Below are 22,640 nucleotides of genomic sequence, written 5' to 3' on the forward strand. Positions count from 1 at the left end.
CCTCACATCCGGAACAGGCCGAACTGCGCACGTTCCGGGATCGGCGCGTTCAGTACTGCGGAAAAGGCGAGCCCCAACACATCGCGGGTCTGGGCGAGGTCGATCACGCCGTCGTCCCAAAGGCGGGCGGTTGCGTAATAGGGATTGCCTTCGTCCTCATATTTCTGCCGGATCGGGGTTTTGAAGGCTTCCGCTTCGGTTGGGCTCCACGTCTCGGCGTCGCGATGGACGGAAGCGAGGACGGACGCCGCCTGTTCGCCGCCCATGACGGAAATCCGCGCATTTGGCCAAGAGAACAGGAAGCGCGGCTGGTAGGCGCGGCCACACATGCCGTAATTGCCGGCACCAAAACTGCCGCCGATCAGGACGGTAATCTTTGGAACGGAAGCGGTTGCGACAGCCGTCACCAGCTTTGCGCCGTTCTTGGCTATGCCCTCCGCCTCATATTTACCGCCGACCATGAAGCCGGAAATATTCTGCAGAAACAGCAGCGGAATGCGGCGCTGGCAGGCAAGCTCGATGAAATGCGCGCCCTTGAGCGCGCTTTCCGAAAACAGCACGCCATTGTTCGCGAGAATTGCGACGGGAATGCCCCAGATGCGGGCGAAGCCGCAGACGAGCGTCGTTCCGTAGAGGGGTTTGAACTCCTGCAGTTCCGATCCGTCGACGATGCGGGCGATGACCTCGCGTACATCATAGGGTGTCCGCACATCCTGCGGCACGATGCCGTAAAGCTCCGAGGTATCGAGCAGGGGAGGCCGCGGCGTTGCGATCTCAATATCTACCGTCTTCGGTCGATTGAGCGTCGCCACGATATCCCGGACGATCAGCAGCGCGTGTTCGTCATTTTCGGCGACATGATCGACGACGCCGGACTTTCGGCCATGGGTTTCGGCACCGCCGAGTTCTTCGGCGGAAATCACTTCGCCGGTTGCGGCCTTCACCAGCGGCGGGCCGGCGAGGAAGATCGTGCCTTGATTGCGCACGATCACCGTTTCGTCGGACATGGCCGGCACATAGGCCCCGCCCGCCGTGCAGCTTCCCATCACGCAGGCAATCTGCGCGATACCCGCTGCCGACATCTGCGCCTGATTGTAGAAGATCCGGCCGAAATGATCGCGATCCGGAAAGACCTCTGCCTGATGCGGCAGATTGGCCCCGCCGGAATCGACCAAATAGATGCAGGGCAGGCGGTTTTCAGATGCGATCTCCTGCGCCCGCAAATGCTTCTTCACCGTCATCGGGAAATAGGCGCCGCCCTTCACGGTCGGGTCGTGAGCGACGATCATGCATTCGCGACCCGACACCCTCCCTATGCCGGCAATCATTCCCGCGCCCGGTGCTTCATCGCCATACATGCCGCCCGCTGCAAGCTGGCCGATTTCCAAGAGCGGCGAGCCCGGGTCGAGCAGCCTTTGCACCCGGTCTCGCGGCAGCAGTTTCCCGCGTGCGACATGACGCTCGCGATGACTTTCCGATCCGCCGAGCGCCGCCGTCGCAACCTTCGACCGCAACATTTCGGCAAGCGCATGATTATGCGCTTCATTGGCCTTGAAACCCTCTGAATTGCGATCAAGCACGGTGCGGATCGGAGGCATCAGCTATTGCCTCCTGCGCCGATTACTTCGCGGCCGATCAGCATGCGGCGCACTTCGTTGGTGCCTGCGCCGATATCTAGCAGTTTGGCGTCGCGCCAGAAGCGCTCCACCGGCCAGTCCTTCGTATAACCCGCGCCGCCCAGCGCCTGGATGGCCTGTTCGGCAACCTTTACGGCACTCTCGGAGGCATAAAGGATCGCACCGGCGGCATCCTGTCGGGTCGTGCGGCCGGCATCGCAGGCGCGGGCAACGGCATAGACATAGGCGCGAGCCGAATTCAGCGCCACGACCATGTCGGCAACCTTCGCCTGCATCAGTTGGAAACTGCCGATCGGCGCACCGAACTGCTTTCGCTCCCGCAGGTAAGGCAAAACGACATCGAGACAGGCCTGCATGATGCCGAGTTGTATGCCAGACAGCACCACCCGCTCGTAATCGAGGCCGGACATCAGTATTTTTGCGCCGCCGTTCAGCGGTCCCATGACATTTTCGTCCGGCACGAAACAGTCTTGGAAGACGAGTTCTGCCGTTGGCGAACCGCGCATGCCGACCTTGTCGATCTTCTGGCCGATGGAAAAACCGGCAAAATCCTTCTCGATGAGGAACGCGGTGATACCCTTCGATCCGGCCTCTGGGTCCGTCTTGGCATAGACGACAAGGGTTTGCGCATAGGGCGCATTGGTGATCCAGAATTTCGTGCCGTTGAGGCGAAACCCGCCATCAACCCGGTCTGCCCTGAGCCGCATGGAGACGACATCCGATCCCGCATTGGCTTCGGACATGGCAAGGCTGCCGACATGCTCTCCGGAGATCAGGCCGGGAAGATATTTCGCCTTCTGTTCGGGTGTCGCCCAGCGCGAAATCTGGTTGATGCAGAGGTTCGAATGTGCGCCGTAGGACAGGCCGACGGAGGCCGAGGCGCGGCTGACTTCCTCGCAGGCGATGACATGTTCCAGATACCCCAACCCGAGCCCACCACGCTCTTCCGGAACAGTAATGCCGTGCAGGCCGAGCGCGCCCATCTCGGGCCATAACTCCACCGGAAAGCGATCTTTTGCATCGATCTCGGCGGCAATCGGCGCAATGCGTTCGCGCGCAAAACGCTGCGTCGTATAGCGGATCGAAAGGGCCATATCGTTTAAGCCGAAATCCAATTCAGTCATCAGGCCTCCTCCCAGATAGCCCCAAATGTAAGCCCCCGAGATCGCTCAGATATGCAGGGCGTGTCCCATTGCTTTCAGCGCTGCTTCCTGCAGGGCTTCGCTGCGTGTCGGGTGGACATGGATCGTGCCGGCGATATCCTCCAACCTCGTCCCCATCTCGATCGCCATTGAAAATGCTGCGGAAAGTTCGGATACGCCCGAGCCGACGGCCTGCAGCCCGAGCACGAGATTGGTATCGGCCCTGGCTACGACGCGGACAAACCCGTCTTCGTCCTGCATCGTCATGGCGCGCCCATTGGCAGTGAAGGGGAATTGCCCGACCTTTACGTCGTAGCCCTGAGCGCGTGCTTCTGACGGTGACAGGCCGGCGCTGACGATTTCCGGATCGGTGAAGCAGATAGAGGGAATGCAGCGTTTGTCCCAGGCGCGTTTTTTGCCCGCGACGATCTCCGCCACCATCTCGCCCTGCGCGATAGCACGATGCGCCAGCATCGGCTCGCCGGTCACGTCACCGATCGCATAGATGCCGCGCATCGAGGTGCGGCAACGATCGTCGATCCGCAGGTAGGGGCCGGAACGATCGAGGTCGAGGTCTTCCAACCCGGAGCCGATGCTGCGCGGACGGCGGCCGACTGCGGCGAGGATTTGGTCCGCAGGCAGTTCCTGCTGCCCGTCCGGTCCTTCCACGACGAGCGCATCGCCTTTCTCGGAAAGTCCGATCGCTTTGGTATTGGTGAAAACCTTGATGCCTTGCTCGGTAAGCCTGCGTGTCACCGGCTTGATCAAATCGGCGTCGTAGATTGGTAGAACCTGCGCCGTCGCCTCCACCACGGTCACTTCCGACCCCAGCTTGGCAAAGGCCGTGCCGAGTTCCAGTCCGATATAACCGCCACCGACAACGATGAGCCTCTTCGGCATTTGCCTGAGCGACAACGCCTCGGTCGAGGATATTACCCGCCCGCCGAAGGGCAGCGCGGCGAGTTCGACCGGATCGGAGCCCGTGGCGATCACCACGGTTTCCGCGCGAACAATTTGCTGGCCGGTTTCGGTTTCCACTTCCACCGTCTTGCCGTCGCGAAAACGGGCGCGGCCGGATACGATCTTCACGCGGGCCTTCTGCAATAAGCCGGAGACGCCGCTGGTCAGCCGGCCGACAATGCCGTCCTTCCATGCCATGGTGCCGGCAAGATCGATCGACGGCTGGTCCACGCGAATGCCCATGGCGTTTCGTCCACCTGCCATCTGCCGTGTTGCATCAAAGACTTCCGCCGCATGGATCAGCGCCTTCGAAGGGATGCAGCCGATCGTGAGGCAGGTGCCGCCGGGCTTGGCGGCCTCGACGATGACCGTATCGATGCCGAGCTGGCCGGCGCGGATGGCGCAGGCATAACCGCCGGGTCCGGCACCGATTACGAGAAGCTTGCAGGAGATCTCTTTCATGGTTCAGCCCTCGATAAAGATCAGCGCTGGAGTTTCGAGCAGTGTGCGCAGGCGCTGGACGAAGGTCGCCGCATCAAAACCGTCGATGATGCGATGGTCGAAACTGGAGGAGAGGTTCATCATCTTGCGCGGCACGAATTGCGCACCATCCCAGACCGGGCGGGTGGCGATCTTGTTGACGCCGACGATCGCCACTTCCGGATGATTGATGACCGGCGTCGAGACGATGCCGCCGAGCGCGCCGAGCGAACTGATTGTGATGGTCGAACCGGTCAACTCGTCGCGCGTGGCAGTGCCGGACCGGGCGGCTTCCGCCAGCCGGTTCATTTCCGCCGCGCAATCCCAGATGCTGCGCGCCTCGGCGTGCCGCACGACCGGCACGGTAAGGCCCGAGGGGGTCTGGGTGGCGATGCCGACATGCACTGCGCCGGATCGGGTGAGGACCCCGGCATCGTCGTCGAATGTGGCATTGAGGTCAGGCTGCTCGGAGACAGCCTTGACCATCGTGCGCATGAGGAAGGGCAGCAGGGTAAGTTTTGGCTGGTCGGCCTTGCGTGCGCCATTCATCGTCGCCCGCAATTCCTCCAGCGCCGTCACATCGACCTCTTCTACGTAGGTGATATGCGGGATGCGCGAAGCGGAGAGCGTCATCTTTTCGGCGATGCGGCGGCGAAGGCCGGTGAGCTTGATTTCCTCTTTCGAGGTTCTTTTCGCGAGACCTTGCTGTGCCGGGGGAGCCTCCTTGCCATGCGCAAGAAAATGCTCGACATCCTCGCGCAGGATACGCCCGGCGGGTCCCGTCCCGCGTATCTGGCGAAGGTCTATGCCGCTGTCGCGTGCCAGCAGCCTTACCGAAGGTGAAGCCAACGGCTTGTCCATCTCGGGCGACGGGCGCGGGGAGGGAGCCGCCGTCGTTGACGCAACCGGCGTGGCCGGCTTTTCGGGTGTCCTGATGGGCGCAGCGTGTTCGGGTTTCTGCTCCTCAGTCTTCGCCGGCTCCGTGACTGGCTGGGGAGCCGCAACATCGTTGCCGTCACCCTCCGTCTCGATCCGGATCAGCGGTGCCCTGACCGCGATCGTGTCGCCGATCTCGCCGCCAAGCCAGATGACCGTTCCGCTGACCGGGGTCGGAATTTCCACCGTCGCCTTGTCGGTCATTACGGCGGCAACCGTCATGTCCTCCCGCACGGGATCGCCGACCTTCACCAGCCATTCGACAAGCTCGGCCTCGGCAACACCTTCGCCGACATCCGGCATCTTGATGGTGAATTCGCCCATGGCTCAGGCCTCCATGACGTCGGTCAGCGCGCGCCCGACGCGGGCGGGACCTGGAAAATAATCCCATTCCTGCGCATGCGGGTAAGGTGTATCCCAGCCGGCAACACGCATGACCGGCGCTTCGAGATGGTAGAAGCAATGCTCCTGGACCAGCGCCGCAATCTCACCACCGAAGCCGGAGGTGAGGGTCGCTTCATGCACCACGACGCAGCGCCCGGTCTTCGACACCGACTTGACGATCGCATCGAGATCGAGTGGCAGAAGGCTTCTGAGGTCGATCACCTCGGCATCGATCCCGGTATCCTCGGCGGCGGCGAGTGCCACATGCACCATCGTGCCATAGGCGATCACGGTGACTGCCGAACCCTGCCGGCGCACCTCTGCCTTGCCGATCGGGATCGAATAATAATCATCCGGCACGTCGCTGAGTTCATGTTTCGACCATGGCGTGACCGGCCGCTCATGGTGGCCGTCGAAAGGGCCATTATAAAGTCGCTTCGGTTCGAGGAACATGACCGGGTCGGGATCCTCTATGGCCGCGATCAGCAGGCCCTTGGCATCATAAGGATTGGAAGGCACGACGACCTTGAGGCCGCAGACATGGGTGAACAGCGCTTCCGGGCTCTGGCTATGGGTCTGCCCGCCGAAAATGCCGCCGCCGGTCGGCATGCGCACGACGATCGGGCAGGTGAAATCTCCATTGGAGCGGTAGCGGATGCGCGCCGCTTCCTGCGTCAGCTGGTCATAGGCGGGGTACATGTAGTCGGCGAACTGGATTTCGACGCAGGGTTTCAGCCCGTAGGCCGCCATGCCGATCGCGGTGCCGACAATGCCGGATTCGTTGATCGGCGTATCAAAGCATCGCGTCTTGCCGTATTTCGCCTGCAGTCCCTGCGTGCAGCGGAAGACGCCGCCGAAATAACCGACATCCTCGCCGAAGACCACGACGTCCTCGTCCCGCCCCATGGCGACATCCATGGCGCTTCTCACCGCCTCGATCATCGTCATCCGGGCCATGTCAGTATCCTGCCTTCTGCCGCTGGCGGCGCAGATGCGGCGGCATCTCGGCATAAACGCCTTCGAAAATATCGCGGACGGATGGCCTGCCGCCCGCATGCATCGTACCGTGTTCCTCGGCCTTGCGTTGGGCGGCGATGACCTCGTCGGTGATTTCAGCTTCCGCCTGCACATGCCGCTCCTCGGACCAGAGGCCGCGCAGGATCAGATGCTTCTTCAACCGCAGTACAGGATCGCCAAGCGGCCAGGCTTCGGATTCGGTCTTTGGTCTGTAAGCACTCGGATCATCGGAGGTGGAGTGTGCGCCCACCCGGTAGGTAACGTATTCGATCAGCGTCGGGCCGAGATTGCGCCTTGCCCGCTCCGCCGCCCAGCAGGCGACGGCATGAACGGCGAGATAATCATTGCCATCAACCCTTAGCGCCGGAATGCCGAAGCCGAGGCCACGGGCGGCAAAGGTGCCGGAGCCGCCGCGGGCAATGCCCTGGAATGTCGAGATGGCCCACTGGTTGTTGACGACGTTGAGGATGACCGGCGCGCGATAGGTCGAGGCGAAGACCAGCGCCGAATGAAAATCCGACTCTGCCGTCGAGCCGTCACCGATCCAGGCGGCGGCGATGCGGCTGTCGTTCTTGATCGCCGACGCCATGGCCCAGCCGACGGCCTGCACATATTGGGTGGCGAGATTGCCGGAAATGGTGAAGAAGCCATGATCCTTCGAAGAATACATGATCGGTAGTTGCCGGCCGCGCAGCGGGTCGCTTTCGTTCGAATAGATCTGGTTCATCATCTCGACCATCGGATAGTCGTCGGCGATGAAGAGGCCCGCCTGTCGATAGGTCGGGAAATTCATGTCGCCCTTGTTCAACGCCTTGCGAAAGGCGCAGCTGACGGCTTCTTCGCCCAGATGCTGCATGTAGAACGATGTCTTGCCCTGCCGTTGCGCCATCAGCATGCGGGCATCGAAGGCGCGTAGCGTCATCATGTGGCGCAGGCCGGTCCTTAGGTCGTCATCGGACAGGAGACCCGCCCAGGGGCCAACGGCCTCGCCATCCCGGTTCAGCACACGGATGATCGAATAGGCGAGATCGCGGATGTCTTCTGCTGCCGCATCCACGTCCGGGCGCGGCACCGCGCCTGCTCTGGCGATCTTCACATTGGAAAAGTCAGGCTGCCCGCCCGGACGCACTGCTGGCTCCGGCACGTGCAGGCTCAGATGACCTGTATCTACCATATCTCCTCCCGATCGATGCGCTTCTCCTCAAAAGCGTGCCGATTAGAAAAGAATGGTATTCGCAGCGCTAATGGCAAGCCATGACGGAATTGCAGCGAATATTCGGCCAGTTTTGCCATAGGCCGAAAATTTATTTCGGCGTCTGGCTTTTTCGAAAGGCTTCGGGGCTTAACCCTATCCATTTCCTGAACGCTCGATAGAAGGCGCTCGGTTCGGAATAACCGAGACGGGTGGCGATCTCGCTGACCGTCTGGTCCGTATTCGTCAGCAGGCTGCAGGCGAGGTCGCGGCGGATCTCGTCCTTGATGCCGGCATAACTTTGGCCCTCGTCATGCAGGCGATGGCGAAGTGTCGAGGACGACATGCGCATGTCGGTGGCGAGTGTCGCGAAGCTAGTCCAGTCTGCAGGTTCCTTCTGGGTGAGGCGACGTCTCACGGCTGCAGCTGTTCCTGCATCATAGCGATAACGCAGCAGGATGTTTGCGGGTGCCCCGCGCAAGAACTGCCGCAGTTGCTGGTCGTTGCGCGAGATTGGCAAGGCGAGCATGGCTGCGTCAAAGCTCAGCCGACTGACGGATTGCGAGAAGCGTATTGGCGCGCCGAAAAAAAGCCGGTGATCGGCACTCTGTTCCGGTTCGGTGCAGCGGAAATCTACGAGGCGGATCGGGATGCGTCGCCCCACGAGCCAGCAGATAAGCCCATGCAGGATGATCCAGTAGCTGCGATAGGCAAAGGCGGATCGTGGCTCTCCCTCATCGCTCAGCTGGACCTCCGCGATCCCGTCATGGACGACAAGCCTGCCTGTCGGTTCGCCGAGAACGAGATTGAGAAAACGCAGCGCCCGCCGCAATGCCCGCTCGAGCGTCGGGGCATGCAACACGCAATGGCAGAGGAGGGTAAAGCTGCCGCGCTGCATCGGCCGGTCGCCCAGGCCGAAACATTCGTCATCCAGTTCCGCGGCAATCGCCAGCCACAATTGCCCGAATGTCTGCGCCGAAACCGGCTCGGTGACGGCAGGTGGCAGGCCGAGACCCGTCAGCAACGGCTCGGTCGGTCGCCCGCTACGCCTCAGGCTGTCGAGGGCTTCTTCGACAAAACTCGGGGCGATCATATGTCGTTCGGTTTCGGCCATCATTCACTCTCAAGTGGCAAAACTGGCCGAAATAATGGATCACTTCCGTCATCGCTTGCAACAGTGAAAGCTTATAAAGTGACGGTTGCCCGAGGGTTGAGGAGCCCGCCGGCAAGGGAGGACTGATAAGATGCTGATCCGTGATGCCGGTTTTATCGTCACCGGCGGCTGTTCCGGCCTTGGCGCCGCGACGGTGCGTATGCTGGCAGAAGCTGGTGGGCGGGTGATCATTGCCGACCTTGATCGTGACAAGGGCGAGGCGCTTGCGCAGGAGTTTGCAGGGCGCGTGTCTTTCATCCGTACTGACGTCACCAGCGCTGGGGAAGGGCAAGCCGCAGTGGCTGCGGCGTTGAATGACTTGGGAAAGCTGCGCGGGCTGATCAATTGCGCGGGTATCGCACCGGCGCAGAAGGTGATCGGCCGCGACGGGCCGCATGAGCTTGAGAGCTTTGCCCGGACGATCAATGTCAATCTGGTCGGCTCCTTCAATATGCTTCGGCTTGCAGCCAACGCCATAAAGGACAGCGAGTCCGACGCAGAAGGGGAGCGTGGAGTGATCGTCAACACAGCCTCGATCGCCGCCTTCGACGGGCAAGTCGGGCAGGCAGCCTATGCGGCCTCCAAGGGCGGGATAGCCGCGATGACACTGCCGATCGCACGCGAACTTGCACGTTATGGCATTCGCGTCATGACCATTGCGCCGGGCGTTTTCGAAACACCGATGATGGCAGCCATGCCGGAGGAAGTGCGCCATGCGCTTGGAAGCAGCGTGCCGTTCCCGCCACGGCTCGGGAGGCCGCCGGAGTTCGCGGCGCTGGTTCGCCAGATCCTCGAAAACTCGATGCTGAATGGCGAAGTCATTCGCCTCGACGGCGCTATTCGGATGGGTGCGCGTTGATGGCGCATCAAGGAGGAAAGATGCGATTGCAGGATCCCGTCGTTATCGTCGGTTCGGCCCGCACGCCGATCGGCGGCTTTCAGGGTGAATTGAAGGACGCGACCGCAGCCGATCTCGGTGCGGCATCCATTCGCGCTGCACTTGAGCGAAGCGGCGTGGAGGCGGAAGCCATAGAGGAAGTCGTCTTCGGCTGTGTGCTGCCGGCGGGGCAGGGGCAGGCGCCGGCAAGGCAGGCGGCGATCCATGCCGGTCTCCCTTTTGCTGCGGGTGCGACGACGGTTAACAAGATGTGCGGCTCGGGCATGAAGGCGGTGATGATGGGCCATGACCTGATTGCCGCGGCAAGTGCTTCCGTCGCCGTTGCCGGCGGCATGGAAAGCATGACGAATGCCCCCTATCTGCTGGATCGTGCGCGAGGCGGATACAGGCTCGGGCATGGCCGCTTGCTCGACCATATGTTTCTCGACGGGCTTGAGGATGCCTATGACAAGGGCCGGCTGATGGGTAGTTTCGCCGAGGATTGCGCCGAGGTCTATCAGTTTACCCGCGAGGCGCAGGACCAATACGCCGTTACCTCCCTCAAACGGGCACAGAAGGCGATCACGGAAGGCTGCTTCGAGAAGGAGATCATCCCGGTCACGGTCAAATCCGGCAGAGCCGAGCAGGTTGCACATCAGGACGAACAGCCCGGCAAGGCGAAACTCGACAAGATCCCAACCGTGAAGCCCGCCTTCCGTGATGGCGGTACGGTGACGGCTGCCAATTCCAGCTCGATATCGGACGGCGCGGCGGCTCTGGTGCTGATGCGGCGTTCGGAGGCGGAGCGCCGCGGGCTTGCCCCGCTCGCAACGATCCTCGGCCACGCCACGCACTCGCAGGAACCGGCGCTTTTCGCCACAGCACCGATCGGTGCCTTGCAGAAACTCTCCGACCGGACGGGCCTGCCGCTCTCCGATGTCGACCTGTTCGAGATCAACGAGGCCTTTGCGGTTGTTGCCATGGCGACGATGCGGGACCTCGACCTGCCGCATGACAAGGTCAATGTCCATGGTGGCGCCTGCGCGCTCGGTCATCCGATCGGCGCATCCGGTGCCCGTATTCTGGTGACGCTGATTGCCGCGCTGGAACGCTACGACCTGAAACGCGGCATGGCGGCACTTTGCATCGGCGGTGGCGAAGCAACGGCCATCGCCATTGAACGATCCTGACGGGAGGAAGGCCGATGATCCTTTCGGAGCTTCAACAACAGATCCGCGACATGGCTCGCAGCTTTGCCCGCGAACGTCTGGCGCCGGGTGCTGCGGAAAGGGATAGGGAGCATCGTTTTCCGCGCGAGGAATTGCAGGAAATGGGTGCGCTCGGGTTACTCGGCATGCTCGTGCCGGAAGCCTATGGAGGTTCCGATACAGGTGCGCTCGCCTATGCTGCGGCGGTCGAGGAAATCGCTGCCGGTGACGGACCATGCTCGACGATCATGAGCGTCCACAGTTCGGTCGGCTGCGTGCCGATCCTCAAATTCGGCAACGAAGAACAGAAGGAGCGTTTCCTGCCGCGTCTGGCATCTGGTGAATGGATCGGCGGTTTTGCGCTCACCGAACCGCAGGCTGGCTCGGATGCATCCAACCTGAAGACGCGAGCGCGGCGCGATGGCGACGATTACGTGATCGACGGCGCGAAACAGTTCATCACCTCGGGCAAGAATGGGCAGATGATTATCGTCTTTGCCGTTACCGATCCGGATGCGGGCAAGAAAGGCATCACCGCCTTCATCGTCCCGACGGATACGCCCGGCTACGAGGTGATCCGCGTCGAGGAAAAGCTTGGGCTGAATTCATCCGACACCTGCCAGATCGCTTTCAACGAAATGCGCATACCGGTAGCACTCAGGCTTGGAGAGGAAGGAGAGGGTTATCGCATCGCGCTGGCCAATCTCGAAGGTGGCAGGATCGGCATTGCGGCCCAATCCGTCGGCATGGCACAGGCAGCGTTCGAGGCGGCGCGCGATTATGCCCGTGAGAGAAAAGCCTTCGGCAAGGCGATCTTCGATCATCAGGCCGTCGCCTTTAGGCTTGCCGACATGGCGACCCGGATAGAGGCCGCGCGACAACTCGTCTGGCACGCGGCAGCGTTGCGGGAGTCAGCAATGCCATGCCTCTCCGAGGCTTCCATGGCAAAGCTCTTTGCCTCGGAAATGGCGGAGCGCGTCTGCTCCGACGCGATCCAGATCCACGGCGGTTATGGCTATATGAGCGATTATCCGGTCGAGCGCATCTATCGCGACGTGCGCATCTGCCAGATTTACGAGGGAACAAGCGACATTCAGCGCTTGGTCATTGCCCGCAACCTGTGAACATCGCCAATCTGTCGGGCGTCAGGTTATCCGCTTCAATCCGAGAAACATAGATAGTGCCCACGGTGCAGTAGCAGTGGACACTATCCGATATGGCCTTGGCTCGCTCAACGAGTGCTAACGCACAGTCTGTCGCTGCTCTCCAAGACCATCAATCCCAAGCGTCATCACGTCACCGCGTTTGAGATAGGTCGGCGGCTTCATGCCCATGCCGACGCCGGGCGGTGTACCGGTGGTGATGATATCGCCGGGTTCCAGCCGCATGAAGCGTGACAGGTACGATACGATATGTGCGAGCGAGAAGATCATCGAGCTGGTCGAACCGGTCTGCCGGCGTTCACCGTTGATGTCGAGCCAAAGGCCGAGATTCTGGACATCGGCAATCTCGTCGCGGGTGACGAGCCAGGGGCCGACAGGGCCATAGGTCGGCATGCTCTTGCCCTTGATCCACTGACCGCCGCGCTCGATCTGGTAGGACCGTTCGGAAACGTCGTTGCAGATACAGAAACCTGCGACATGATCGAGCGCCTGTGCCTCGGAGACATTGAAGGCGGCGGTGCCGATCACCATGGCGATCTCGACTTCCCAGTCCGATTTCTCCGAGCCTTCCGGCATCACCACATCGTCCGTCGGCCCCGAGATGGAGGAGGGCGCTTTGCTGAATACGACGGGTTCGCTCGGGATAGGCATGTTGGATTCATGCGCATGGTCGACGTAGTTCAGGCCGATCGCGATGAAATGGCCCGGTTTGGCGACGCAGGAGCCGAGGCGTACATCTGCTTCTACAAGCGGCAAGGCCGCGAGATCGGCTTTGCGGATCCGCTCCAAGCTTGCCGGTGACAGCGCCTCGCCGGCGAAATCGGCAACCAGGTTGCTCACGTCGCGGATGCGGCCGTCACCATCGAGAATGCCAGGGCGCTCCGCACCCGGCGCGCCATAACGAACCAGTTTCATAGTCTCTCCTGAAATGTAAGGGATTGGAGGCAGGCCGCGTCACGGCCCGCCTTGGATAATCAGCAGCCCATCCGGCTTACTGGTTGAGCATTTCTTCCGGCAGCGACTGCTTGAAGTAATGTTCGTAGACCTTGTTCAGCTCGCCATTCTTGAGGTTGGCGGTGATCCATTCATTGACCCAGGTTTCGAGTTCCGGCTCCTTCTGGCGCATGCCGATTGCCATCGGATAGGCGGCGAGTTCGACCTTGATGGCAAGGTCGCGGCCCGGGTTCTGGTCCGCAACGGCCTGGGCGGTTGAAAGTGCTGCCGACATGTAATCCTGCTGGCCGGTGCCGACTGCCGTATTGGTGGTTGCCTCGTCCTCGTAACGGACGATATTGGCACTCACGCCCTTTTCCTTCGCCGCCTTGGTCAGCTCGATATCGGCTGTCGTACCGCGGGCAACCGCGACGCTCTTGCCATCGAGGCCCGACGCATCTTTCAGGTCTTCGGCCTTGGGGCCTAGGATGACGACCGGGATGACGCCATAAGGTTTCGAGAAGGAGATGACCTTCTTGCGTTCCTCGGTGATCGAGAAGGAGGCGATGACGAGATCGACCTTGTTGGAGATCAGGAACGGCACGCGGTTGGCGCCCGAAACCGGCACGACTTCAAGCGTCACGCCGAGATCTTTCGCCAGCAGCTTGGCTGTGTCGATATCGAGACCAGTCTGCTGCGCCTTGTCGTCCAGCATGCCGTAAGGTGGATGGCCGACATCGACGGCGATCTGGATGCGGCCGCGCTGCTTGATGGTTTCGAGTGCGTTGGCGAATGCTCCTCCAGCACCGCCGAGCAGAACAGTCATGGCAAGGCCGCAGGACAGGACGCGGCGAGACAGTTTGATATTCATGCTTTCTCCTCCTCCATCCGCCGTCCCATGACGGCGGCAAAATCAATCCCGATCCGTTAAAGACCGCTGCCGACGAACTGCCTCAGTTCGACGGTTTGCGGATCGTCGAGCATCGTGCCCTTGCCTGCCTCCCAGACGCGGCCCTGATGCATGTAGACGACGAGATCCGCGACCTGCCGGGCAAAGGCCATTTCGTGAGTGACGAGCACCATTGTCATGCCGCCGGCGGCAAGCTTGCCGATGACGCGCAGCACCTCGCCGGTCAGTTCCGGATCGAGCGCCGACGTCACCTCATCGAACAGCATCAGCTTTGGTCGCATCGCAAGCGAACGGGCGATCGCCACGCGTTGCTGCTGGCCGCCGGAGAGCTGTTCGGGATAGCTTGATGCCTTGTCGGACAATCCGACCTGTTCCAGCACTTCGGCCGCCAAGGCGCGGCTTTCGGAAGCATCGAGGCCGTTCACCTTTCTCGGTGCGAGCGTGACGTTCTGTTCCACCGTCAGATGCGGAAAGAGATTGTAGCTCTGGAAGACGATGCCGACTTCCTTGCGCAGTTCCCGTAATTCGAAGTCGCGGGCGCGGAGGTTGCGGCCACAGACGGTCAGTTCGCCGCCATTGATCTTTTCCAGCCCGTTGATACAGCGCAGCGCCGTGCTCTTGCCCGATCCGCTTCGGCCGATCAGCGCCGCGACCTGGCCGGGCATGACGTCGAGATCGATGCCCTTCAGGACTTCCAGCGCGCCGAAGCTTTTGCGGACATCGCGGAAGGAGACCATCGGCTGGACGCCATCTTGCGGGGCGGCCGGGGTGTGGACGGAATTCATCGAAATGACGGTCATGCGTGTCTCCTGTGAAGGCGCAGCTCAAACCGGCGGGCATAGCGCGACAGCGGGAAGCAGATGGCGAAATAGATCAGCGCCGCGGCGGTGAAGATGACGAAGGGCTTGAACGTGGCATTGTTCAGGATCTTGGCCGAGTAGGTGAGATCGAAGAAACCGATCACAACCGAATAGGATGTGTTCTTGACGATCTGCACCAGGAAACCGACCGTCGGCGGCACGGCAATGCGCAGTGCCTGCGGCAGGATGATGTAGATGAAACGCTGCAGGTTGGTGAGCGCCAGGCATTCGCCGGCTTCCCACTGGGTTTTCGGCACCGCCTGAATGCAGCCTTTCCAGATTTCGCCCAGATAGGCGCTGGAATAGAGCGTCATGGCGATTGCCGCCGCAACCAGTGCATTAACATCGAAACCGTAGATGCTGACGCCGAAATAGACGACGAACATGATGACCGGCAAGGGAATGCCCTGCACGAACTGCACATAGAGGCTTGAGGCGCGACAGAGGAACCAGCCGCCTGATATGCGGGCGAGTGCAACCGGCAGGCCGACAATGGTGCCGCCGACAAAGCCCATCAGCGAGAGAACGACGGTCCAGAAGGCGCCCTGAACCAGAAAGCCGTATTGATCGAGGCTCACACCAAGCATGGGCGGTCTCCTTTCAGCTGCGGGGAAATGCAGGTGGGACAGTGGCTCATAGCGGCGTCCTCAGCTTGCGCAGGCGGGTGAAGGCGAGCTGGGCCGCGCCGTGCAGACAGAGCCTCAGCATGGTGGCGAGCGCGAGATAGAGCACAGCGATCACCAGATAGACGTCGAAGCCGCGGAAGGTGATGGACTGGACCTGATAACCGACGCCGGTCAGTTCCTCGACCGAGATTTGCGACATGATCGAGGTGGCGAGCATCATCAGGATGAACTGGCTGACCAGAGCCGGATAGACCAGTTCGGCGGCCTGTGGCAGCTGGATGTTCCAGAAGATCTGGCGGCGCGTCATGGCAAGACAGTTCGCGGCTTCCAGCTGCCCTTTGGGGATGGCCTGAAAGCCGGCGCGCATGATCTCCGCCGAATAGGCCCCGGTATTGATGACCAGCGCAATGACCGCCGCATTGAAAGGCCCGATGCGGGCGCCGAGCACGGTCAGGCCGAAAAACAGCCAGAAGACCTGGATGATCAGCGGCGTATTGCGGATCGCCTCGATATAGATGGTAATCGCGGTCTGCAGCCAGCGCGGGCCGTAAAGCCGTCCGACGGCGCAGGCCGTGCCGAGCGCAAAACCCGGCAGGATCGAGACCACCGTGAGCATGACGGTCAGGCGCACGCCGTTGATGATTTCGGATCGAAAGCTCTCGAGAAAGCTGAAATCGAACACATAGTCCAAGCTGTTCCTCCTCCTCACCATCAGGTCGGCTGCAGCATGTTTCGTGTCGCCCTCCTCGACGACGCGAAACCGGAAATCCTGCTCCGATTATTTTCCTTGACAGTTCGATAGTGTCAGTGAAATGACTTTTGTCGACAAAGTCAATTTCTTTCTTTAGGAGGATGAGATGAAAATTGATGTCCAGGCCGGCTCGAACATTCCAGCCGCCATTCTCTTGAATTCATTGGATAATGTTGCGGTTGCGCGCCGCGAGATCGCGGTGGGAGAGGCATCGGGTGTCAACGGGATCGTGGCGGCAGCGGTCATTCCGCGGGGTCACAAGATCGCGATCCGGTCGATCGCCAAGGGCGAGGCGGCGACGAAATACGGGCAGACGATCGGTATCGCCAGCTGCGATATCGCGCCGGGAGACCATGTTCATCTGCAGAACATCGCCATGCAGGACAGCGACGTGACGCATCATTTCTCGTCACATGTGCCGGTGATCGATTTCGTGCCGGAAGCGGAACGCCGCACCTTCGAAGGTTATTTGCGGCCGGATGGCCAGGTCGGCACCCGTAACTATATCGGCATCATTTCTTCGGTGAACTGTTCCGCCACGGTGTCCCATGCGATCGCCGACCATTTCAATCGTGGAGGTGGTCTGAACGGCTACGAGAATATCGATGGCGTGGTTGCTCTGACACACGGGCAGGGTTGCGCGATCGGTACCGGCACCGAAGGCTACGAATATCTGATCCGGACGTTGAGCGGTTATGCCCGCAACCCGAATTTCGCCGGCATCCTGATGATCGGCCTCGGTTGCGAAGTGAACCAGATTTCGCTGATCCAGGAGAAATACGGCCTGGAGGAAAGCCAGTTCCTCAGGACCATGACGATCCAGCAGCTTGGCGGCACCCGCAAGACGGTCGAGGTGGCGTCTGCGATCATCGTCGAAATGCTCGACGCGCTGAAAGGGCAGGAACGGACGACCCAGCCGCTTTCCAAGCTGAAGCTTGCGCTGCAATGCGGTGGTTCGGACGGATATTCCGGCATTTCCGCCAATCCGGCGCTCGGCCACGCATCCGATCTGCTCGTCAAGCACGGTGGCACGGCGGTCTTGAGCGAGACCCCGGAAATCTACGGCGCGGAGCATCTACTGACCATGCGGGCGGTAAAGCCGGAAGTTGCGCAGAAGCTGATGGACCGGATCGAATGGTGGGGTGACTACACCGCTCGTCATGGCGCCGAACTCAACAACAATCCATCGCATGGCAACAAGGCAGGCGGTCTGACGACGATCCTGGAAAAGTCCCTCGGCGCGGTCGCCAAGGGCGGTTCGATGCCGATGCAGGCGGTCTATGAATATGCGGAGATCATTGACGAAACCGGTTTCGTCTTCATGGATACGCCCGGTTACGACCCGGTTGCCGTGACCGGCCAGATTGCCGGTGGCTGCAACATGCTGATCTTCACCACCGGTCGCGGTTCCGTCTCCGGTTTCAAGCCGGTGCCGACGATCAAGGTTGCAACCAATACGGAAATGTTCGAACACATGAGCGAGGACATGGACGTCAATTGCGGCGATATCGTCAATGGGCGCGAAAGCATTGAGGAAGCCGGCGAACGGATTTTCGAGACGCTGATCGCGGTCGCATCGGGGCAAAAGACGCTCAGCGAAATCTATGACTACGGCAATAACGAATTCGTGCCCTGGCAGCTCGGCGCGATCACCTGACGCCAGACGTATCGGAGAGAAACTTGGAGCGACAGCCGGCCTATCGACGCATAGCCGAACATCTCGATGGGGCGATCCGTGACGAGCGGATCGCCACCGGCGCAATCATCAAGATCGCCGAAGTCGCCAAGATCTTCGGGTCGAGCCGCTCTCCGGTAAAGCAGGCTTTCGAAATACTGGAGGCGCAAGGCAGCGTGCGCCCCCATGACGGACAGGGTTTCGTCGTCGGAAACGACAGCGAACCCTTCCGGTTCACTCTGACTGCAGATCACCTGACGCTGGGCGATGGAGATGCCAATCAGAGTGCGCATGACGAGCTTTATTTCAGGATAGAGCGCGAGCTGATCCTGCATTCCATGTCCGGGCATCTGAGGGTCAACGAACTGGCGCTTGCCCGGCATTTCAATATCGGCAGGACGCTGGCGCGCGACCTGATCTTCCGGGCCAACAAGCTTGGCATCGTCGCGCGCGGTAATGGTGGCCACTGGCATATCGTCGGGCTTGATGTCGAGCGTTGCCGTAATCTCTACGACCTGCGCCGGATTCTTGAGCCTGTCGCTCTCGAAGCTGCGACGCCTCGTATTCCCTCCGATGAGCTTGAAGCCATGCGGGGCCGGCTTGCCGAGGCGATCGCGGTTTCGCCCGCTCTCGATATCGTCGATCTCGACGGGCTGGAGAACGACCTTCACCAGCGATGCCTCGGATATTGCCCAAACCAGGAAATCATCGAGGCGCTTTCCCGCGCAGCACCAACCTATATCTGCGGCAAATATCTGCAGGTCACGTTATCGGACAACCCTACGATCGAAACCTTCATGCATGACCATACGGAAATCATCTCGTTCATGCTTGAGGGGAGAGGTGGCGATGCCGCCGAACGGCTTCGCGAGCATCTCGATCTTTCCTGCGGCCAGATCATCGAACGCCTGACGGAATATCTTGAAACCAAAACGACGCCGGATGTCGAATACATCTGGTAAGGCGATCGTTACACCCGGCCCGAAAGCCGGGTGTTGATATTTTGGAAGACTCTCGATCAGCCGATAGCCATAAGGCTGGCATTGCCACCGGCGGCCGTGGTGTTGATTGAGGTGGAGACTTCTTCCAGCAGCCAGTTCAGGCAATAAGCTTCGGCATCCGCACCAAGCTCTTCCGTCGAGGCGGCCTGAACGAGGACGATTGGTCCCGGCAGGGCGGCAATCTTCTTCGTGATCTCGACCAGGCGGTCACCGTCTCCCTCGATGAGGGAGCCCGCGAAAGGCGCATCCTCGGCCCATTCCTTGCTCCAGCAGATCCGGGCAGCAACGCTCGCCGGCAGATCGGCAAGGGAGGTCGCGAGGTTAGAGGCGGCATCGATTGCCACTTCATTGCCGGTTGCGAGGGCGGCGGTGAGCTGACGATAGAGGCCTACTTCCGTCTGCGGAACGAGCAGGATGCGGCCTCGCGGATGCAGCGCGTAGATATTGCGCTCGCCGACAGGTCCTGCCAGATCGGTCTGAAGACCGAGCGCCGAAACTGCGCCGGTCTCGCGGGCATCCTGCGCTAGGCGATTGCGACCGCGCTGGCCGAGCCAGCGGGCGAAATCCGTCAGCGCCGGATCCGTGTGGACCGAGCTGTGGCGCGGCGGAACCGGAGCCTTGTCGACCAGGCGGCCGAGATAAAGCGGGCCGCCGGCTTTGGGGCCGGTGCCGGACAGGCCGCGGCCACCAAATGGCTGGACGCCGACGACGGCTCCGATGACATTGCGGTTGACATAGATATTGCCGACCCGGATGAGGCCGGTCACTTGCGCGATCGTCTCGTCGAGACGGGTATGCAGGCCGAAGGTCAGGCCGTAGCCGGTGCCGTTGATATCCTCGATCAGTCGTTCCAGATCGTCGCGCTTGTAGCGCACCACATGCAGGACAGGGCCGAAGACCTCGCGCTGCAAATCCTTGAGCGAGGTGATCTCGATGATGGTGGGGGCGACGAAGGTGCCATTTTCGGTTTCGGGGCCAAGCGGCAATTGCTCGACCTTGCGGCCGAGCGTCCGCATGCTGTCGATATGCTTTTCGATATTGCCCTTGGCTTCATCGGTAATCACCGGACCGATATCGATCTTCAGTGTGTCGGTGCGGCCGATGGTGAGTTCCTTCAATGCGCCCTTGAGCATCTTGAGGATACGATCAGCGACATCTTCCTGTAGGCAGAGGACACGCAGGGCCGAGCAGCGCTGGCCGGCGCTGTCGAAGGCGGACGCGATGACATCGAAGACGACCTGTTCGGCAAGCGCCGAAGAATCGACGATCATGGCGTTCTGGCCGCCGGTTTCCGCGATCAGCGGGATCGGCTTGCCGTTCGGCAGCAAACGTCCGGCAAGCTCGGCCTGGATGAGACGGGCGACTTCGGTCGAGCCGGTAAACATAACGCCGCAGGTTTGCTGCGCGGCGACGAGGGCGGCACCGATGCGGCCGTCGCCCGGAAGCAATTGCAGGGCATCGGCCGGAATGCCGGCCTCGTGCAGAATTCGGATGCCCTGTGCGGCGATGAGCGGGGTTTCTTCCGCGGGCTTCGCCAGAACCGGATTGCCGGCGACCAGCGCTGCGGCAATCTGGCCGGTGAAGATCGCCAGCGGAAAGTTCCATGGGCTGATGCAGACGACCGGGCCGAGTGGGCGATGTCCGGGGCCGAGTGTGCGGCGTGCCTGTTCGGCATAATAACGCAGGAAATCGATTGCCTCGCGTACTTCCGCAATTGCGTTGGGCATGGATTTGCCGGCTTCGCGCATGATGAGGCCGAGCAGATCCGGCATTTGAGCCTGCATGATATCGGCTGCGCGCTCCAGGCAGGTAGCACGGTCTGCGGGAGCCGTGGCGGCCCAGCCTGCGGCTGCAGTCGTGGCGATTGTCATGGCCTTCTTGACGCCGGCTTCCGAAATCTCGGTGACCGTGCCGACAACATCACGCCGGTCGCCAGGGTTGAGCACCGGACGGCTGGCCCCGGCATTTTCCAAAGTTGAAGCGGAAGTCCATTCACGTGTGGACGAGCTCTTCAGCGATGTGGAGAGTTCCGCAAGCGTCGTTTCATTTGAGAGATCCAGCCCGGTGGAATTTAGCCGGGCTCCATAAAGATCGTGGGGAAGAGCGATCTGATCGTGACGGGCGCCAATCTCAGCCATGCCACGAACCACATCGACTGGGTCGATCACCAGTTCATCTACCGAAACGTTCTTGTCGCCGATGCGGTTGACGAAGGAGGAGTTGGCGCCGTTTTCCAAGAGGCGTCGAACCAAATAGGCGAGCAATGTTTCATGCGTGCCGACGGGAGCGTAGACACGTGCGGGGCGGCCGAGTTTGCTTGTGCCGACAACTTCGTCATAGAGCGGCTCCCCCATTCCATGCAGGCACTGGAATTCGTATTTGCCGCTTTTGAATTCCGGCCCGGCGATATGATAGATCGTCGCCAAGGTCTGCGCATTATGGGTTGCAAATTGCGGGAAGACTGCGTCGGTCGCCGCCAACAGTTTGCGGGCGCAGGCAATGTAGGAAACATCGGTATGGACCTTGCGCGTAAAGACCGGAAAATCCTCCAGCCCGTCCACCTGAGCACGTTTGATTTCCGCATCCCAATAGGCGCCCTTGACGAGACGAACCATGATGCGGCGGTTGTTGCGGCGGGCGAGATCGATGATGAAGTCGAGCACGGCCGGGCAACGCTTGCCATAGGCCTGGACCACGAAGCCCATGCCCTCCCAACCGGCAAGATCGGGTTCTTCGCAAAGGCTCTGCAACAGGTCGAGTGACAGTTCGAGGCGGTCGGCCTCCTCGGCATCGATGTTGAGGCCAATATCGTATTTCTTCGCCAACGCCGCGAGAGCCTTTACCTTCGGCAGCAACTCGCCCATGACGCGGTCGGCTTGGGCGCGGACGTAGCGCGGGTGCAGTGCCGACAGCTTGATGGAAATCCCGGGGCCGTCATAGATCCCGCGACCGGCAGAAGCCAAGCCGATGGCGTTGATCGCCGTTTCGTAATCCTTGTAGTAGCGCTCGGCATCTGCCGCTGTCGTCGCGGCCTCGCCCAGCATGTCATAGGAGTAGCGAAAACCGCGCTCTTCCAGCGGGCGTGCACGCTTCAGCGCTTCGGCAATTGTTTCACCGGTGACGAACTGCTCGCCCATCATCCTCATCGCCATATCGACACCACGGCGTATGACCGGTTCGCCACAGCGAGCGATAAGGCGAGTGAGAGCGGCCGAAAGGCTGCGACCATCAACCGTGTTGGTGAGCTTGCCGGTGACGACGAGGCCCCAGGTTGCAGCATTGACGAAAAGCGAACGGCCACCGCCGACATGGGATTTCCAATCGCCATCTGAAATCTTGTCGCGGATTAGCGCGTCGCGGGTTGCTGTGTCGGGAATACGAAGCAGTGCTTCTGCCAGGCACATGAGGGCTACGCCCTCCTGGCTCGACAGCGAATATTCATGCACCAGGCCCTCCACGCCGGTACCCTTGTGCTTTGCGCGGAGTGCCTTGATCAGCTGGCTTGCCGTCTCGCGTATTTGACGACGGGTTTCTTCCGGCAACGTTGCCTCCACCAGAAGCTCAGCAACGCTTTCGCCCTCCGGCTTGCGGTAGGCCGCGGTGATGGCGCGGCGCAAATCGCTCTGTTCGCGCAGGGCGGGCGCAAAGTTTTCAAATGCCGGGAATGCGTCGGTATTGTTGTCGATGGAAGAAGGGTTCGTCATAGCGGTTCCCGGTTGTCGGAGGAGTTCAACA

18 protein-coding genes are annotated in these 22,640 nt (G+C 61.0%); 5 read left to right on the plus strand and 13 right to left on the minus strand.

The window, feature by feature from the left end:
- Positions 1–2: 2 nt before the first annotated feature.
- The 7 genes from HNQ72_RS19270 to HNQ72_RS19300 form a co-directional block, all read right to left on the minus strand.
- The gene (locus tag HNQ72_RS19270; protein ID WP_183994323.1) at positions 3–1,598 is read right to left on the minus strand and encodes a carboxyl transferase domain-containing protein; all 1,596 of its coding nucleotides are present in this window, start codon (positions 1,596–1,598) and stop codon (positions 3–5) included.
- The gene (locus HNQ72_RS19275; RefSeq protein WP_183994325.1) at positions 1,598–2,761 is read right to left on the minus strand and encodes an isovaleryl-CoA dehydrogenase; all 1,164 of its coding nucleotides are present in this window, start codon (positions 2,759–2,761) and stop codon (positions 1,598–1,600) included. The genes HNQ72_RS19270 and HNQ72_RS19275 overlap by 1 nt, the downstream gene beginning before the upstream one ends.
- 45 nt (positions 2,762–2,806) lie before the next feature.
- On the minus strand, positions 2,807–4,201 hold the full coding sequence (gene lpdA, locus HNQ72_RS19280; protein WP_183994327.1) for a dihydrolipoyl dehydrogenase: 1,395 nt from the start codon (positions 4,199–4,201) through the stop codon (positions 2,807–2,809).
- Between the two features lie 3 nt (positions 4,202–4,204).
- A complete protein-coding gene (locus tag HNQ72_RS19285) occupies positions 4,205–5,479 on the minus strand; it encodes a dihydrolipoamide acetyltransferase family protein (protein WP_183994329.1) in 1,275 nt (424 codons plus the stop codon).
- Between the two features lie 3 nt (positions 5,480–5,482).
- The gene (locus HNQ72_RS19290; protein ID WP_183994331.1) at positions 5,483–6,496 is read right to left on the minus strand and encodes an alpha-ketoacid dehydrogenase subunit beta; all 1,014 of its coding nucleotides are present in this window, start codon (positions 6,494–6,496) and stop codon (positions 5,483–5,485) included.
- 1 nt (position 6,497) lies between these two features.
- The gene (locus HNQ72_RS19295; protein ID WP_183994333.1) at positions 6,498–7,730 is read right to left on the minus strand and encodes a 3-methyl-2-oxobutanoate dehydrogenase (2-methylpropanoyl-transferring) subunit alpha; all 1,233 of its coding nucleotides are present in this window, start codon (positions 7,728–7,730) and stop codon (positions 6,498–6,500) included.
- Between the two features lie 130 nt (positions 7,731–7,860).
- Positions 7,861–8,862 (minus strand): AraC family transcriptional regulator, encoded by a 1,002-nt coding sequence (locus tag HNQ72_RS19300; RefSeq protein WP_183994335.1) that lies wholly within the window; start codon positions 8,860–8,862, stop codon positions 7,861–7,863.
- A 130-nt stretch (positions 8,863–8,992) separates the two neighbouring features.
- Between HNQ72_RS19300 and HNQ72_RS19305 the strand changes: the two genes are divergently transcribed.
- The 3 genes from HNQ72_RS19305 to HNQ72_RS19315 are packed head-to-tail and all read left to right on the plus strand — an operon-like array spanning position 8,993 to position 12,110.
- On the plus strand, positions 8,993–9,760 hold the full coding sequence (locus tag HNQ72_RS19305) for a 3-hydroxyacyl-CoA dehydrogenase (protein WP_183994337.1): 768 nt from the start codon (positions 8,993–8,995) through the stop codon (positions 9,758–9,760).
- A 20-nt stretch (positions 9,761–9,780) separates the two neighbouring features.
- Positions 9,781–10,968: an acetyl-CoA C-acyltransferase gene (locus tag HNQ72_RS19310; RefSeq protein ID WP_183994339.1), complete on the plus strand. Its 1,188-nt coding sequence runs from the start codon at positions 9,781–9,783 to the stop codon at positions 10,966–10,968.
- Positions 10,969–10,982: 14 nt separating this feature from the next.
- Positions 10,983–12,110, plus strand: a complete 1,128-nt coding sequence (locus tag HNQ72_RS19315) for an acyl-CoA dehydrogenase family protein (protein ID WP_183994341.1) — start codon at positions 10,983–10,985, stop codon at positions 12,108–12,110.
- A 117-nt stretch (positions 12,111–12,227) separates the two neighbouring features.
- On the opposite strand, the gene HNQ72_RS19320 is transcribed toward HNQ72_RS19315, so the two are convergent.
- From HNQ72_RS19320 to HNQ72_RS19340, 5 genes are all read right to left on the minus strand, one after another.
- Entirely contained in the window at positions 12,228–13,064 is an 837-nt protein-coding gene (locus tag HNQ72_RS19320) for a fumarylacetoacetate hydrolase family protein (protein WP_183994343.1), read from the minus strand.
- 76 nt (positions 13,065–13,140) lie between these two features.
- Entirely contained in the window at positions 13,141–13,953 is an 813-nt protein-coding gene (locus HNQ72_RS19325) for a transporter substrate-binding domain-containing protein (RefSeq protein WP_183994345.1), read from the minus strand.
- Between the two features lie 56 nt (positions 13,954–14,009).
- Positions 14,010–14,777, minus strand: a complete 768-nt coding sequence (locus HNQ72_RS19330; RefSeq protein WP_210319655.1) for an amino acid ABC transporter ATP-binding protein — start codon at positions 14,775–14,777, stop codon at positions 14,010–14,012.
- 11 nt (positions 14,778–14,788) lie between these two features.
- The gene (locus HNQ72_RS19335; RefSeq protein ID WP_183994349.1) at positions 14,789–15,439 is read right to left on the minus strand and encodes an amino acid ABC transporter permease; all 651 of its coding nucleotides are present in this window, start codon (positions 15,437–15,439) and stop codon (positions 14,789–14,791) included.
- Between the two features lie 46 nt (positions 15,440–15,485).
- Positions 15,486–16,160, minus strand: coding sequence for an amino acid ABC transporter permease (locus tag HNQ72_RS19340; RefSeq protein ID WP_308422354.1), 675 nt, complete (start codon positions 16,158–16,160; stop codon positions 15,486–15,488).
- 175 nt (positions 16,161–16,335) lie between these two features.
- On the opposite strand from HNQ72_RS19340, the gene HNQ72_RS19345 reads away from it, so the two are divergent.
- Positions 16,336–17,886, plus strand: a complete 1,551-nt coding sequence (locus tag HNQ72_RS19345) for a UxaA family hydrolase (protein WP_183994353.1) — start codon at positions 16,336–16,338, stop codon at positions 17,884–17,886.
- Between the two features lie 23 nt (positions 17,887–17,909).
- Entirely contained in the window at positions 17,910–18,866 is a 957-nt protein-coding gene (locus tag HNQ72_RS19350) for a GntR family transcriptional regulator (protein ID WP_183994355.1), read from the plus strand.
- A 56-nt stretch (positions 18,867–18,922) separates the two neighbouring features.
- Here the strand turns inward: HNQ72_RS19350 and putA are convergent, their stop codons facing one another.
- Positions 18,923–22,609, minus strand: a complete 3,687-nt coding sequence (gene putA / locus HNQ72_RS19355; protein WP_183994357.1) for a trifunctional transcriptional regulator/proline dehydrogenase/L-glutamate gamma-semialdehyde dehydrogenase — start codon at positions 22,607–22,609, stop codon at positions 18,923–18,925.
- Between the last annotated feature and the right edge of the window lie 31 nt (positions 22,610–22,640).

The organism is Aliirhizobium wenxiniae, from assembly GCF_014201355.1.
GTDB lineage: Bacteria > Pseudomonadota > Alphaproteobacteria > Rhizobiales > Rhizobiaceae > Neorhizobium > Neorhizobium wenxiniae.